The sequence below is a fragment of the Rummeliibacillus sp. NPDC094406 genome, assembly GCF_044763875.1.
In the GTDB taxonomy this organism is placed as follows: domain Bacteria; phylum Bacillota; class Bacilli; order Bacillales_A; family Planococcaceae; genus Rummeliibacillus.
Genome location: NZ_JBIWGZ010000002.1, coordinates 117347 through 131859, shown reverse-complemented (window position 1 = coordinate 131859; position 14513 = coordinate 117347). Strand labels below are relative to the sequence as shown.

Below are 14513 nucleotides of genomic sequence, written 5' to 3'. Positions count from 1 at the left end.
GAATTTAGTCGCTTAATCTTGTAATGAGAAATAAACATTTGGTATAATGGTAGAAGTTTAGGGGGGCGTCGTATGGAGAGCCGTATTGATCGTATAAAAAAACAATTACATGGTGCTAGCTATAAACTGACGCCGCAACGAGAAGCGACGGTTAGAGTACTTTTAGAAAATGAGGAAGATCATTTAAGTGCTGAAGATGTTTACCTTTTAGTGAAGGACAAAGCACCTGAAATCGGTCTAGCAACTGTATATCGTACATTAGAGTTACTAACAGAACTGAAAATTGTCGACAAGATTAATTTTGGCGATGGAGTGTCTCGTTATGATTTACGACAAGAAGGAGCAGCTCACTTTCATCATCACCTCGTATGTATCGAATGTGGCGCCGTCGATGAAATTCAAGAGGACTTACTTGAAGATGTGGAAGCAGTCGTTGAAAAACGCTGGAATTTCCAAATTAAAGATCACCGATTAACATTCCATGGCATTTGCTGGCGTTGTAATGAAAAGCATGCTAAAGAAGAAACAAACATAGAACTTAATAATGAACAATAGTTTATAGCGAATTAGTAAAGGATGGCGGTGGTGCTGTCCTTTTTTTATTTGAGTGCTGAAGTGGCTCGTTCAGACTCGAAAAGCGCAAAAGCGCCCGAATCGAAAGTGTCTTTTAGCTTTCGACCGAGGGAGCGATGCGACTCGAGAGTCTAGCAGCTGAAGCCAGATAGAATTTGAATTTAGGAGGGATTTAGCTGTGCAACAAGAAATAAAAGATGCGATTGCAGATTATATACATTTTCTACGAGTCGAACGTCAATTATCTGAAAACACACTACAATCATACGAACGCGATATTAAAGACTATTCAAAAGATATATTTGAAACTCAACAGCTAGAAACCTTCGATGATATTGACCGATTCCATATTCTGCAGTATTTACAATCATTGCGTAACAAAGGGATATCTGCACGTACTGTCTCAAGACATATCTCATCCATTCGCTCTTTTCATCAATTTTTGCTTAGAGAAAAGAGATGTGATCACGATCCAACTGTCCATATTGAAATGCCGAAAATTGAACAAAAATTACCAAAAGTATTATCAATAGAAGAAATAGATCGACTGATCGCAGCACCTAATGTTGCAAAACCTCAGGGCGTACGCGATCGTGCCATGCTGGAATTGCTGTATGCAACTGGAATGCGTGTAAGTGAATGTATTGAACTTAATTTAGATGATATCCATTTAACGATGGGGTTTGTAAGAGTATTTGGTAAAGGAGGGAAAGAACGTATTATTCCATTAGGTGGTTCTGCTATTGAAGTTTGTACAAACTACTTAAATAAGGCTCGTTTTCAATTAGAAAATGCAAAATTACGTACGGAAGCGTTATTTATTAATCAAAGAGGGAAAAGATTAACTAGACAAGGCTGTTGGAAATTGATGAAGGGGTATGCTGAAAAAGCTGGAATTGAAAAAGAATTAACGCCGCATATTTTACGACATTCATTTGCGACACATTTGATCGAAAATGGAGCAGATTTGAGAGCCGTACAAGAAATGCTAGGTCATGCAGATATTGCGACAACACAAATTTATACACATATTAGTAAGACAAGATTATCTGAAGTGTATAAACAATTCCACCCTAGAGCATAATATTCATCTTTTCGTCAGATGTCTGACCTTTATTTTTTTTCGAAATTTGATAGAATGAATGTATGAACAAGGAGGATAATTTGATGAACACAAAACCATTTAAACGTATTCATTTAATCGTTATGGACTCAGTTGGGATTGGTGAGGCTCCAGATGCGGCTAATTTTAATGATGTAGGTGCTGATACACTTGGACATATTGCACATGAAATGAAAGGGCTATCAATGCCAAATATGCAACGCCTCGGATATACGAATATTCGTGGATTAATTGGTCTCGAAGATCTAGAAGGCATGAAATCAGTTGAAAAACCAGAAGCATTCTACGGTTATATGCAAGAAGCTTCTGTTGGTAAAGATACGATGACAGGTCACTGGGAAATCATGGGCCTAAATATTAATAAACCATTCAAAGTATATCCAGAAGGTTTCCCACAATCATTAATCGAAGAATTAGAAGAGCGTACTGGACGTAAAGTACTTTGTAACAAACCAGCATCAGGTACACAAGTGATTGAAGACTTCGGTAAAGAACATATGGAATCAGGTGCCATTATCGTTTATACATCTGCTGACCCTGTACTTCAAATTGCAGCGCATGAAGATGTTGTACCGCTTGATGAACTGTATAAAATTTGTGAAATCGCTCGTGAAATTACATTAAAACCTGAATACTTAGTTGGACGTGTTATTGCTCGTCCATTCATTGGCGAACCTGGAAACTTCACTCGTACTTCTAATCGTCATGACTATGCCTTAAAACCATTTGGACGTACAGTCATGAATGAAATGAAAGACGCTGGTTTAGATGTCATCGCATTAGGCAAAATTTCTGATATTTACAATGGTGAAGGTGTAACAGAAGCAATCCGTACAAAAGACAACACAGATGGTATGGATCAATTGGTGAAAGTTGTGAAAAAAGAATTCCATGGTCTATCCTTCATCAACCTTGTTGATTTCGATGCAACATATGGTCATCGTCGTGACCCAATTGGCTATGGTAAAGCATTAGAAGAATTCGACCGTCGTCTTACAGAAGTTTTAGAATTAATGGACGAAGATGATTTACTCATGATTACTGCTGACCACGGTAATGACCCAACATTCCCTGGAACAGATCATACACGTGAATTTGTTCCATTGATTGCTTATTCACCACGATTCAAAGAAGGAAAAGCAATTCCAAAAACAAATACATTTGCATCTCTTGGTGCAACAGTTGCGGATAACTTCGGTATAAAACTACCTGAATATGGAAATAGTTTTTTACAACTTTTAAAATAAGCGAGGGATGATTCCATGAGAATGGTTGATATTATTGAGAAAAAGCGCGATGGACACGAATTAACAAGTGAAGAAATTCGCTTCTTTGTCGAAGGATATACAAATGGCTCAATTCCGGATTATCAAGCAAGTAGCTTAGCAATGGCAATTTATTTCCAAGATATGACGGACCGTGAACGTGCGGATCTTACAATGGCTATGGTTGAATCAGGAGATCAGATCGATCTTTCAGGAATTGCTGGCGTAAAAGTAGATAAACATTCAACTGGTGGTGTAGGTGATACAACAACACTTGTACTTGGACCTCTAGTTGCTGCAGTAGGTGTTCCTGTTGCGAAGATGAGTGGCCGTGGATTAGGTCATACTGGCGGTACAATCGATAAATTAGAATCAATTGAAGGATTCCATGTAGAACTAACTACTGAGCAATTTACGAAACAAGTAAATGACATTAAATTAGCAGTAATCGGTCAAAGCGGTAATTTAACACCGGCAGACAAAAAATTATATGCTTTGCGTGATGTTACAGGTACTGTTCCAAGTATTCCTTTAATCGCAAGTTCCATTATGAGTAAAAAAATTGCAGCTGGTGCAGATGCCATCGTTTTAGATGTTAAAACAGGTGATGGTGCATTTATGAAAACAGTTGAAGATTCTAAAATGCTAGCACATGCAATGGTGCAAATTGGTAAGAATGTAGGTCGCAATACAATGGCGATCATTTCTGACATGAACCAACCATTAGGTTACGCTATTGGAAATGCATTAGAAGTAAAAGAAGCAATCGACACATTGAGTGGAAAAGGTCCAAAAGACTTAACAGAACTTTGCTTAACATTAGGCTCTCAAATGGTTGTACTAGGTGGCCATGCAAACACAATCGAAGAAGCACGTAACCAACTTGAAGAAGTAATCGCAAACGGTGCAGCTCTTGATATATTTAAAAAATTCGTCAAGGGTCAGGGGGGTAACCCAGCTGTTATCGATGATCCATCATTGCTTCCTCAAGCACAATATACATTTGAAGTACCTGCAAAAGAAGCGGGCTTTATTAGTCATATTGTAGCGGATGAAATCGGTACGGCAGCCATGTTACTAGGAGCTGGCCGTGCAACAAAAGAATCTGAAATTGATCTTGCAGTTGGTTTAGTGCTACGCAAAAAAGTAGGAGATGCAGTACAAGTTGGAGAATCTCTTGTAACCATTTACTCGAATCATGAAGACGTAAAAGAAGTAGTAGACAAAATCTACTCAAATATTGTAATATCTTCTGCAGAAGTAAAAGCACCAAAACTAATTGAAGATGTTATTACAGATTAGTCGAATATTCTAGATATGCCACATTGGTTGATATGACCAATGTGGCATTTTTTTATGATTTACTAAATTCAAGTGATTAAAAGAATAGATTTATTTCCATACTAACGGATGGTAGTTGTCGTATTTTTTCTATCTTTAGCGTTTTGATTGTTAAATTGTCAGGGCATAGGATTCTCCTATTCTTCCGTAGAATTAGTTTTTGAAAAGGAGGTATGTAAATGCAGCACCATATTGAAATTACATCAGAAAAAATTGCGATTATCAGATTAAAAGGAGAGCTGGATCATCATGCAGCGCGCCATATTCGAGAGGATATTTCGCAAGCCATCTATAGTGGCTATGTACAAGATATTATTTGGAATTTAGAGGGGTTACAGTTTATGGACAGTGCAGGGGTAGGACTAATCTTAGGTAGAATGAGAGACCTACAGGTACACAATGGTCGAACATTAATCATCAAACCTTCTTCTACAATGGAGAAAATTTTTCAGTTTTCAGGATTAGGAAAATATATTTGGCATGAATCAGAGCAAGAAGCCATCCAAAGTTTAGGAGGGATTCTTCATGGATAACGAAATGACGCTATCATTCTTGGCGATTAGTGATAATGAGGGACTTGCTAGAATTGCAATCACAAGTTTTCTAGCTGTATTAGACCCAACGATAGAAGAATTATCAGAGATAAAAACCGTTGTCTCTGAGGCTGTAACAAACGCTATTATCCATGGCTATGACGAAAATCCAAATGGTATTGTTACAGTTCAGGCTTCCCGCCAAGGAAGAGAAGTAACAATCACGATTTTAGATCAAGGCAATGGAATAGAAAATGTGACACAAGCTATGGAACCACTATATACGACAAAACCAATGCTAGAAAGGTCAGGTATGGGCTTTACCATAATGGAAAGCTTTACAGATCAACTAGCTGTACAATCAGAACTTGGGAAAGGAACGGCCGTCACCTTTAAGAAACAATTTCAACCAGTACAAGAGCCGCTTTATGTAAGGTGAGAACATGACATCAAACCCGCAAGCGTCAAAAGAATTACTGACACAAGAAAGAATGAGAGAACTGATTAAGTTAGCGCAGGCAGGGGATGAAGCAGCTAGAAAAGAGATGGTAGAGGGGAATACCCGACTTGTATGGTCAATTGTTCAACGTTTTACTTCAAGGGGTGCCGATTTAGAAGACCTATTCCAAATCGGGTGTATTGGACTAATGAAATCTGTTGATAAATTTGATTTATCTTATCCAGTGAAATTTTCGACATATGCTGTACCGATGATTATCGGGGAAATTCAGCGGTTTCTTCGTGATGATGGGATGGTTAAAGTCAGCCGTTCAATACGAGAATTAAATTATAAAATTCGTCATGCAACAGACGATTTTCTAAAAGACAATGAAAGACCGCCAACAATTCAAGAATTGGCGACAATACTAGATGTGTCAATTGACGATATAGCTATGGCAAGTGATGCCTTGCGAGATCCTGCATCACTTCATGAGCAAATTTTTGAAAGTGATGGTGATCCAATTAGTTTAATGGATCAAATGAAAGACGAAAGATCAGAAAAGCCATTTGAACATATTCCATTAAAAGATATGCTAGAAAGACTAGGTAAACGTGAACAGTCTGTCATTTATTTACGTTATTATCTTGACTGTACTCAAAGTGATATTGCTGAAAGATTAGGTATTTCACAAGTTCAAGTCTCTCGTTTAGAAAAGCGAATTTTAGCACAGCTGAAAATTTGGCTAACAGATCAGCAGTATGAACAATTGGTAAAGGTGGCAGATTATGAGTAGTAGTACCAATAGTGAAACACAAGCAATTTTCCAAAGCAACCAAGCAGCAGAAGCTTTCATGATTTCCCAATTTGGGAAAAGTGAAAGCTTCGATATCAATATGAAATATATCCATGTTCATAATATGGAAGTTTTTACTATTAATATTAATGGCTTAATTGATAGTCAAAATTACACTCGGTTATTAACAGCAATCCAGCCAACAGCTGTTTATAAAAGAGATAAATTTATGTCAGGGAAAGCTGAAGGATCGCCAAAACCAGACAAAGACGAATCAGATACAGCTAAGCTAGAAAAGTGCCAAGAACAATCAAAGGAAGAAAGCATTCAGGCAGAAGCAGATTATTTTTTTGAATGCTTTCCCTTCTTTGCTTGGGAGCTGCAAACTTCAAAAGAAAAATTATTAACGGCTATCATGAGTGGGCAAATAGCTTTTATTACACCATCTGGTATCGCGATTACAGCAGATTTTAGAAGCTATCCAGGAAGAAATCCTGAGGAACCAGACAATGAGAAAGTAATTCGAGGTTCAAGGGATGGTTTTACAGAAAGTATTATCCTAAATTCAGCTCTCATTCGTAGAAGAATACGTGATACATCATTACGACTTGAGTTACACCAAGTGACTGAAAAAAGCCAAATGGATTTAGCTATTGTCTATTTAAAAGAAATCGTCAATGAAGAACATCTAAACTATATAAGAAAACGCTTAGAGAAAATCCAACATGATGGATTGACAATGGCTGATAAATCCTTAGAAGAATGGTTAATAAAACAACGCTTCCATCCATTACCGTTTGTCCGATATAGTGAAAGACCTGATATTGTGGCTGCACATATATTAGAAGGACATATTGCGATTGTTGTTGATACATCTCCTTCAGTTATATTAGTGCCCATCACTCTTTTTCATCATTTGCAACATGCTGAAGAGTATAGACAGGCACCTGCAATTGGAACAGTCGTACGATTTCTACGTTTTTTTGGAGCTTTTCTTAGCTTCTTCTTACTGCCTCTTTGGTTTCTGCTTGTTAAGCATCCCGAATATGTCCCTTCATTTATGGACTTTATAGGTCTCAATAAAAAAACCTCTATTCCTCTCCTTATACAAATTCTGGTTGCAGATATTGGTATAGAGTATTTAAGACTAGCAGCTATCCATACGCCAACGCCTTTATCAACTGCAATGGGGCTTGTAGCAGGTATCGTTATTGGCCAAATTGCAATAAACGTAGGACTGTTTTCTGGAGAAGTTGTTCTTTATACAGCAGTTACTGCTATTTTCACTTTTGCAATTCCATCATACGAACTGAGTGTATCCGTTAAGATTTTCAGAGTCTTATTATTATTGCTTACAGCCGCCTTTGGAGTAAATGGTTTCTTTATCGGTATTTTAGGTACAGTATGGTATATGGCATCATTAAAACCAATGAACGTGCCTTTTTTATGGCCACTTATTCCATTCTTCCCTAATGCTTTCGCACATGTACTATTGCGTTATCCAATGACAAATGATGCACCAAGACCGTTTTTTGTTGGAGCTAAGGATCGAAAACGTTCTTAATGTTATGAGCCATTGCATCTGCTCTTCTATCGTGTTAAAGTTCATGTTATAGAAAATTCCGTGTATTCTTACAAATGATCATGGATACGATAGGAGAGATTGGATGCATTTATATGGAACTCAAACTATTACAGAAAATAACCATTTATCTATCGGTGGTGTCGATACAGTAGAATTAGCAAAAATATATGGTACACCACTTTTTGTTTATGACATTGCTTTATTTAGAAAGAGAGCGCGAGGTTTTGTCGATACATTTAATAATGCTTCCGTCTCAGCACAAGTTGCTTATGCTAGTAAAGCCTTTTCAAGCGTTGCTATTTATCAAGTGGCTGCCCAAGAAGGGTTGTCTGTTGATGTAGTTTCTGGTGGTGAATTATATACTGCTTTACAAGCAGGATTTCCATGCGAAAAAATTCATTTTCATGGAAATAATAAGAGTTTACATGAATTAGAATTTGCATTTGAATCTAAAATAGGCTGCATTGTAATTGATAATTTTTACGAAATTGACGTATTGAAAAAATTGTCTGCACAAAGAAAGCAAAAAATGGATGTATTAATTCGCGTAACGCCTGGTGTAGAAGCGCATACCCATGATTTTATTACAACCGGCCAGTCTGATTCAAAATTTGGTTTTGATTTAAGTAATGGTCAAGCAGATGCTGCTTTTAAAGCGCTATTTAATGATCCGTATTTAGAATTACAAGGAATGCATTGTCATATTGGTTCGCAAATTTTTGATACAGCTGCATTTCGTTTAGCAGCGAAAAAGTTAACAGAAAAAATGGGCGAATGGCAAGAACACTATCAATTCCATACGACTGTCTTAAATTTAGGTGGCGGATTTGGTATTCGTTATACAGAGGAAGATGCGCCATTACAACCAGCAGTATATGTTGATGATATGATTAAAACAGTGAAACAAGAAGCCGAAAAGTTAAAATTACCAATGCCAGAAATTTGGATCGAACCGGGCCGTTCATTAGTTGGTGATGCAGGTACAACACTTTATACGATTGGTTCACAAAAAGAAGTTCCTAATACACGTAAGTACTTAGCTGTAGATGGAGGTATGTCAGATAATATACGACCGGCTCTATATGATGCTAAGTATGATGGAGCAATTGCCAACAAAATGTCACATCCTGCTACAGAAACTTATACGATTGCTGGAAAACTATGTGAGTCTGGTGATAAACTGATTGAGAACATAAATCTACCAGAGGCCGAGCCAAACGATATTCTTGCAACATTTTGTACAGGTGCTTATGGTTATTCTATGGCAAGTAACTATAATCGTATACCTAGACCAGCTGTTGTGTTCGTTGAAAACGGTGAACATCAGTTAGTAGTGAAACGCGAAAGTTATGAGGACCTTGTGAAGTTAGACCTTCCGCTATCAATTGGAAGGGGGTAACCCATTTTGAAAAAAAGTAATATCATTTTGTTAATATCCTTACTCGTTATGTCAGGTATATGGGGTGTTATTTACTGGTTTTTTATAGCACCAAATTCAATTCCTAAATAATGGGAAAAGATTTGCGTATTTTTTGCTTTTCGTGTAGGATATTCAAGGATATTTAAAGGCAAAAAAAGAGGGATCTAATATATGTTATGTCGTTATAAGAAAGCAAACGAAAAAATTGCAATGGGGCTCTTGTCTTTTATGCCCGAACATAAAGATGTAAAAAAGTTACAAGAGGCGATTTGTCAATATAATTCTGATCCAAACTGGCAACTGTTTTTATGGAAACAAGCAGAAGATACGATTGGTCTTGTAGGTGTAGAGGTACAAGATAGTCAATGGATTGTTAGACATATATCAGTAGATCCATCTCATCGTGGAGAAGGACTTGGAGTAGAAATGATTCGACAGCTTTCAGAAATGGATTTATGTGGTTCAATCGCACCGGATTCTTTAACAGAATCCTTTATCCAAAAATGTCTAACGATGTTAGAAGAAGCAGACAAAAAGCACTAATGTCTGCTTCTTCTTTTTTCTTGACGTGCTAAAAGAATATTGGAACGATCTCTAAGCATATGTTTATTTTGAAGAAAATAAGTATCACTTGGTGGCAATGTAGCTATAGAGTGCTCTACTTTTAATTTTAAATCGGGCGACTGAATATCAATATACCAACATATATAAGGTTCATGATTATTCACTTTTTCTTGAGTTAGATGAATTTGATGTAATAAGTTGGATGTATTAATTTCTTCTAAGAACGAATCATAAATAGAAGCATTTAATGTACGTTCTGCCTTGTTTAATATGGTATGAGCTCCTTTAAAATTCTCGCGTCTCCAGTGATAAAGGCCCGTTGCTAGTTGAATCCATCCTGTAAGCGGATGTTTTTTATCTCGTGGTGCTACTTCTTTCCAATACTCCTCTAAAACTTCATGACATTCAAAGTAATCTTGATTGCCATTGAAATAAGTAAGAAATTGGATAAATAAAGGGTGATGCATTGGATGCATTTTGCTCACCTTTCCTCTATACTAAATTTTGAAGTTAAATTGTCAGGTGGTAAATTATGTCGTATGAAGTAAAATTAGAGGCTTTTGAAGGCCCTCTCGATTTATTATTACATTTAATCCATCGCTTGGAAATCGATATATATGATATCCCTATGGCAGAGCTTACTGCACAGTATATGGAGCATATTCAAGCGATGCAAGTGTTAGAGCTTAATGAAGCAAGTGAATATTTAGTAATGGCAGCTACATTGCTTGCGATTAAAAGTAAAATGTTATTGCCGATTCACGAAGGTGATCTTGATGATGAAGAATTTGAAGTAGATGAACCGGACCCTCGTGAAGAACTTGTAGCAAGATTAATAGAATATCGTAAATTTAAAGATGCAGCTATTAATTTAAAAGAAATGGAAACAACCCGTACAAAATATTTTACAAGACCTCCAGCAGATTTATCCGCATTAATGCCTGAAGAACAATTAGTTTTGTTTGATACTTCTGTGAATGTCTACGATATGGTAGCAGCATTTCAAAAAATGTTGAACCGCAAACGGTTAAAAGCGCCGCTTACAACAAAAGTGACAAAGCAAGATATTTCGATTAAAGACCAAATGCGTGCAGTTGTTGATGTTTTAAAATCAGCGAATGGACGTGCTAATTTCTTTGATTTATTTCCTTATGAAGATAAGGGTACACTTGTTGTAACGTTTTTATCGCTTTTAGAACTTATGAAACGCCAAGTAGTAGCCGTTGAACAAGATAATAATTTTGAAGATTTAACGGTGATTTTACGGAAGGAAGAAATAACAGATGAACAACTTGAATCGATTGATGAGCAGAATTGAGAGTCTTCTTTTCATCATCGGAGAAGACGGATTAACGATCCAACAACTTTCAATTATTACTGAAAAAAAAGAAGAAGAAATTGCAGAAGCAATAAAACAGATGATGGAACGTTACGAGAAACAAGAAGAACGAGGCATCGTTATAAAAGAATTGGCAGGTACATTTCAACTCATTTCAAAACCTGAGCACGCAGATTTAATCCAAAAATTGGTAGAAAATCCTCCAGCTCAATCATTATCTCAAGCCTCACTTGAAGTATTGGCAATAGTTGCATATAAACAACCAATTACTCGTGTCGAAATTGATGATTTAAGAGGTGTAAAAAGTGAAAGAGCGTTACATACTTTAAATGCAAGAGGTTTAGTACATGAAGTTGGGCGAGCTGAAGGTACTGGCCGTGCCATATTATATGGTACAACAAAAGAATTCTTGAATTATTTTGGTATGAAGAATATTAACGAATTACCAGAGCTCCCAGAAGAAGGTGCCGCTGATCTAGACGAACAACCAGATTTGTTTATGTCTAAATTCCAAGAAGCTTTTCAAGAACCACAAACAGACTGATCGCTAAAGGAGTGACATTTTGCGTCGATGGATTGTTGTAGTATTGAGTTGTATTATCGTTCTAATGCCATTTGAAAAAACAGCAGAAGCAGCTACAAGTTCTTACGCAGTAATTGATGCAGATACAGGAAGATTATTAATTGGTATGAACGAACATGAAAAACTACCAATTGCAAGCCTTACCAAGATGTGGACGGCTTTTGTAGCAGTTAAGGAATCGGATTTAAACACTGAAACGACAATTTCAAAAAAAGCAACATTGAGTGAGGGATCATCAATATACCTTGTTGAAGGTGAAAAGACTACGTTAAAAACATTACTTAATGGTTTACTTTTGCGCTCAGGAAATGATGCTGCAACAGCAATTGCAGAAGAAGTAGGCGGTTCAGTTGGTGGATTTGTCAAATTGATGAATGACTATGCGTTACTGTATGGATTATGGGACACGCATTTTGAAAATCCATCAGGTTTGCATGATGACAAGCATTTATCCTCTGCATATGACACAGCTCAAATGTTGAGAATTGGAATGCAGGAAAAAAATTTCCGTAAAATAGCTACCACAAAATATTACAAAAATGATTTACAAAATCCAACGGTTTGGAAAAATAAACACAAACTTCTACACTACAATAAATATGCAATTGCCGGAAAAACAGGTTTTACAAAAGTTGCTGGCCGTACACTTGCAACGTATTTTGAAAAAGATGGTAAGCGAGTTATTGTAGTAACATTGAATGAATCAAATGACTGGCAAGTTCATTCAGGATTTGCAGAAACTGCTTTCCAAAAATATGATAAAAGATTATTGGCAAAACAGGGATTATATCAAGTAAGAGATGATCTACAAGTTGAATTGGAGCACCCTATTTATGCTCTAATTTCTAAGGAAGAAGAGAAAAAAGTGAAATCAATCCTAAGAATGCCGCGGATTGCACAAGGTGATATTGGAATTTGGTCATTTTATCTTGATGGACAGCCATTGATTGATGAGCCTGTTCATATGATTTGGAAATAAGAGGGGACTGCTTAAAATAGTAGAAGAAATTAATTAAATTAGCACCTCGACTTGCATAAAGCGCGAGAACGAACCGTATGAGACAGACTCAGTTGGCTCATACGGTTTGTGCGCTTAGCGGGGTCCCTAGCAGAAAAAATAGTAGGCTGTTCAATAGTGAGTTATATGAGTTATTCATTCACTATTAGGACAGTCCCTTTTTCTATATTGGCGATGTTAAATCGAATTGTTGAGATTTGAAAGGAATAGTAATTGTCCAACACGCCTTATAAAAGCGCGAGAAAGTTTTTCTTAAAAATGAAAGCGTAGCAATTGAGTATTGAATCATGTGAGCCAATCCGATTGGTCATAAGGTTTAGTATTTAGCATGCTTGACTGTGGATAAAAAATCAACAGAAGTAATTAACAGAGCATTTACATTTAAAGTGGCGCGCTTGTTCAGAAATAGAAGTGATATGTGAATATATGGATTTATTAAGAACCAAAAGTAATAGTGCAGCTTCTAATACTTTTATTATTAGAAAAAATATGCAATAATTTTTGAAGGCTAATAGCATAAAGTTTAATGAGGTGACCAAATGGAAAGACTACAGAAAGTGATTGCTCACGCAGGAATCGCATCAAGAAGAAAAGCAGAAGAATTAATCACAGAAGGTAAAGTAAAAGTGAATGGACAAGTGGTTCGAGAGCTTGGTACAAAAGTTACTGCTTCAGACTCAATCGAAGTAGAGGGAGTTAAAATTGAAAAAGAAATAAAGGTTTACTATTTATTATATAAACCAAGAGGCGTAATATCAGCAGTTTCAGATGATCGTGGTCGTAAAACAGTATTAGATTTATTCCCAAATGTAGAGCAAAGAATTTTCCCGGTAGGTCGATTGGATTACGATACTTCAGGTGTATTATTATTGACGAATGATGGCGATTTTTCAAACTTATTAACGCATCCACGTTATAACATTGATAAAACGTATGTGGCTAAAGTTAAAGGGGAACCAAGAAGAGAAGATTTGAAAAAATTAGAACGAGGAATCATGCTTGAAGATGGTAAAACGGCTCCTGCTCGGGTAAAAGTACTTTCATCAAATCGTGAACACGGAAAATCTATTATTGCAATTACAATTCACGAAGGACGTAATAGACAGGTTCGAAGAATGTTTGAAGCGATTGGATGCCCAGTAGAAAAGCTAAAACGTGAACAATTTGCATTTTTAGGACTACATGGTTTAAATGCAGGTGAGTCGCGTGAGCTAACAGCTCATGAAGTAAAGCAACTTCGTGTTCTTTCAGAAACGGGTAAAATCGGCTAGATTTTACTCTTTATGTTACAAAAGATTCACAAACCATTCATATATATTTAAGTAAATAAGCCAAAATTTGTTATAATAGAGTGGATTGTTTCTGTAGTGATTAAGGGGGCTTTACTTCAACAATGGAGAAAAAACAAAAAAGATTATATTTACGATTAATCATTTTAGCCGTTCTAGTCGCAGCAATCGTTTACACTGTGTACACAACTGCAAACAAAGATAACGTACAACTGTTAAAAGTAGGCGACGATGCACCCAATTTTTCATTAGTAGATTTAAATGGTAATACACATAAATTATCAGATTATAAGGGCCAAGGCGTCTTATTGAATTTCTGGGGGACATGGTGTAAAGCATGTAAAAAGGAAATGCCAGCTATTAATGATCAGTACAAACAATTTAAAGACCAAGGTGTTCAAATATTAGGTATTAATATCGCTGAATCTGATTTAGAAGTTTCAAGCTATACAAATAAGCTAGGTGTTGAGTTTCCAATTTTACTTGACAAAACAAAAAGTGTTATGAGGGCTTATAACGTAGATCCATTACCAACTACAGTTTTAATAGACAAAGACGGCAAAATAGCGAAAATTATCATTGGAGAAATGACGGAAACAGATATTAAAAAATACCTTACAAGTATTAAACCATAAGAAGGAGTTC

Annotated in this window: 16 protein-coding genes; 15 read left to right on the top strand and 1 reads right to left on the bottom strand. The window is 36.4% G+C overall.

Annotation, left to right across the window (positions count from 1 at the left end; translation table 11 throughout):
* The first annotated feature begins 72 nt into the window (after positions 1-72).
* The 10 genes from fur (at position 73) to ACIQ4I_RS05315 (ending at position 9618) form a co-directional block, all read left to right on the top strand.
* Positions 73-555, top strand: coding sequence for a ferric iron uptake transcriptional regulator (fur, locus tag ACIQ4I_RS05360; RefSeq protein ID WP_403093696.1), 483 nt, complete (start codon positions 73-75; stop codon positions 553-555).
* Between the two features lie 208 nt (positions 556-763).
* Entirely contained in the window at positions 764-1657 is an 894-nt protein-coding gene (gene xerD, locus ACIQ4I_RS05355) for a site-specific tyrosine recombinase XerD (protein WP_403095065.1), read from the top strand.
* Positions 1658-1740: 83 nt separating this feature from the next.
* Positions 1741-2943, top strand: a complete 1203-nt coding sequence (deoB, locus tag ACIQ4I_RS05350; protein ID WP_403093693.1) for a phosphopentomutase — start codon at positions 1741-1743, stop codon at positions 2941-2943.
* A 15-nt stretch (positions 2944-2958) separates the two neighbouring features.
* Positions 2959-4263 (top strand): pyrimidine-nucleoside phosphorylase, encoded by a 1305-nt coding sequence (locus tag ACIQ4I_RS05345; protein WP_403093690.1) that lies wholly within the window; start codon positions 2959-2961, stop codon positions 4261-4263.
* A gap of 218 nt (positions 4264-4481) precedes the next feature.
* Entirely contained in the window at positions 4482-4835 is a 354-nt protein-coding gene (locus ACIQ4I_RS05340) for an STAS domain-containing protein (protein ID WP_397537620.1), read from the top strand.
* Positions 4828-5274, top strand: coding sequence for an anti-sigma F factor (gene spoIIAB / locus ACIQ4I_RS05335; RefSeq protein WP_403093687.1), 447 nt, complete (start codon positions 4828-4830; stop codon positions 5272-5274). The genes ACIQ4I_RS05340 and spoIIAB overlap by 8 nt, the downstream gene beginning before the upstream one ends.
* A 4-nt stretch (positions 5275-5278) precedes the next feature.
* Positions 5279-6070 carry a SigF/SigG family RNA polymerase sporulation sigma factor gene (locus ACIQ4I_RS05330; protein WP_397537622.1) on the top strand — a complete coding sequence of 264 codons (792 nt, stop codon included), beginning with the start codon at positions 5279-5281 and terminating at the stop codon, positions 6068-6070.
* Entirely contained in the window at positions 6063-7634 is a 1572-nt protein-coding gene (locus ACIQ4I_RS05325; protein ID WP_403093684.1) for a spore germination protein, read from the top strand. Before ACIQ4I_RS05330 ends, ACIQ4I_RS05325 begins: the two co-directional genes overlap by 8 nt.
* Positions 7635-7737: 103 nt before the next feature.
* Entirely contained in the window at positions 7738-9054 is a 1317-nt protein-coding gene (gene lysA / locus ACIQ4I_RS05320; RefSeq protein WP_403093681.1) for a diaminopimelate decarboxylase, read from the top strand.
* Between the two features lie 192 nt (positions 9055-9246).
* Positions 9247-9618: a GNAT family N-acetyltransferase gene (locus ACIQ4I_RS05315; protein ID WP_403093679.1), complete on the top strand. Its 372-nt coding sequence runs from the start codon at positions 9247-9249 to the stop codon at positions 9616-9618.
* On the opposite strand, the gene ACIQ4I_RS05310 is transcribed toward ACIQ4I_RS05315, so the two are convergent.
* Positions 9615-10115 carry a DUF309 domain-containing protein gene (locus tag ACIQ4I_RS05310; protein ID WP_403093676.1) on the bottom strand — a complete coding sequence of 167 codons (501 nt, stop codon included), beginning with the start codon at positions 10113-10115 and terminating at the stop codon, positions 9615-9617. The genes ACIQ4I_RS05315 and ACIQ4I_RS05310 overlap by 4 nt on opposite strands.
* A gap of 56 nt (positions 10116-10171) precedes the next feature.
* Between ACIQ4I_RS05310 and ACIQ4I_RS05305 the strand changes: the two genes are divergently transcribed.
* From ACIQ4I_RS05305 to resA, 5 genes are all read left to right on the top strand, one after another.
* Complete coding sequence (locus ACIQ4I_RS05305; RefSeq protein WP_403093674.1) at positions 10172-10957, top strand: segregation/condensation protein A; 786 nt, start codon at positions 10172-10174, stop codon at positions 10955-10957.
* On the top strand, positions 10923-11522 hold the full coding sequence (gene scpB, locus ACIQ4I_RS05300; RefSeq protein ID WP_403093671.1) for an SMC-Scp complex subunit ScpB: 600 nt from the start codon (positions 10923-10925) through the stop codon (positions 11520-11522). Before ACIQ4I_RS05305 ends, scpB begins: the two co-directional genes overlap by 35 nt.
* Before the next feature lie 19 nt (positions 11523-11541).
* Positions 11542-12540, top strand: coding sequence for a D-alanyl-D-alanine carboxypeptidase family protein (locus ACIQ4I_RS05295; protein ID WP_403093669.1), 999 nt, complete (start codon positions 11542-11544; stop codon positions 12538-12540).
* 578 nt (positions 12541-13118) lie between these two features.
* On the top strand, positions 13119-13850 hold the full coding sequence (locus tag ACIQ4I_RS05290) for a pseudouridine synthase (protein ID WP_397537630.1): 732 nt from the start codon (positions 13119-13121) through the stop codon (positions 13848-13850).
* A 122-nt stretch (positions 13851-13972) separates the two neighbouring features.
* Complete coding sequence (gene resA, locus ACIQ4I_RS05285) at positions 13973-14503, top strand: thiol-disulfide oxidoreductase ResA (RefSeq protein WP_403093666.1); 531 nt, start codon at positions 13973-13975, stop codon at positions 14501-14503.
* The last annotated feature ends 10 nt before the right edge of the window (positions 14504-14513 follow it).

Bases quoted from the DNA above. Each gene is read 5' to 3' on its own strand.
- fur (WP_403093696.1), top strand. From the start codon at position 73: ATGGAGAGCCGTATTGATCGTATAAAAAAACAATTACATGGTGCTAGC.
- deoB (WP_403093693.1), top strand. From the start codon at position 1,741: ATGAACACAAAACCATTTAAACGTATTCATTTAATCGTTATGGACTCA.
- ACIQ4I_RS05345 (WP_403093690.1), top strand. From the start codon at position 2,959: ATGAGAATGGTTGATATTATTGAGAAAAAGCGCGATGGACACGAATTA.
- ACIQ4I_RS05340 (WP_397537620.1), top strand. From the start codon at position 4,482: ATGCAGCACCATATTGAAATTACATCAGAAAAAATTGCGATTATCAGA.
- spoIIAB (WP_403093687.1), top strand. From the start codon at position 4,828: ATGGATAACGAAATGACGCTATCATTCTTGGCGATTAGTGATAATGAG.
- ACIQ4I_RS05330 (WP_397537622.1), top strand. From the start codon at position 5,279: ATGACATCAAACCCGCAAGCGTCAAAAGAATTACTGACACAAGAAAGA.
- ACIQ4I_RS05325 (WP_403093684.1), top strand. From the start codon at position 6,063: ATGAGTAGTAGTACCAATAGTGAAACACAAGCAATTTTCCAAAGCAAC.
- lysA (WP_403093681.1), top strand. From the start codon at position 7,738: ATGCATTTATATGGAACTCAAACTATTACAGAAAATAACCATTTATCT.
- ACIQ4I_RS05315 (WP_403093679.1), top strand. From the start codon at position 9,247: ATGTTATGTCGTTATAAGAAAGCAAACGAAAAAATTGCAATGGGGCTC.
- ACIQ4I_RS05310 (WP_403093676.1), bottom strand. From the start codon at position 10,115: ATGCATCCAATGCATCACCCTTTATTTATCCAATTTCTTACTTATTTC.
- ACIQ4I_RS05305 (WP_403093674.1), top strand. From the start codon at position 10,172: ATGTCGTATGAAGTAAAATTAGAGGCTTTTGAAGGCCCTCTCGATTTA.
- scpB (WP_403093671.1), top strand. From the start codon at position 10,923: ATGAACAACTTGAATCGATTGATGAGCAGAATTGAGAGTCTTCTTTTC.
- ACIQ4I_RS05290 (WP_397537630.1), top strand. From the start codon at position 13,119: ATGGAAAGACTACAGAAAGTGATTGCTCACGCAGGAATCGCATCAAGA.
- resA (WP_403093666.1), top strand. From the start codon at position 13,973: ATGGAGAAAAAACAAAAAAGATTATATTTACGATTAATCATTTTAGCC.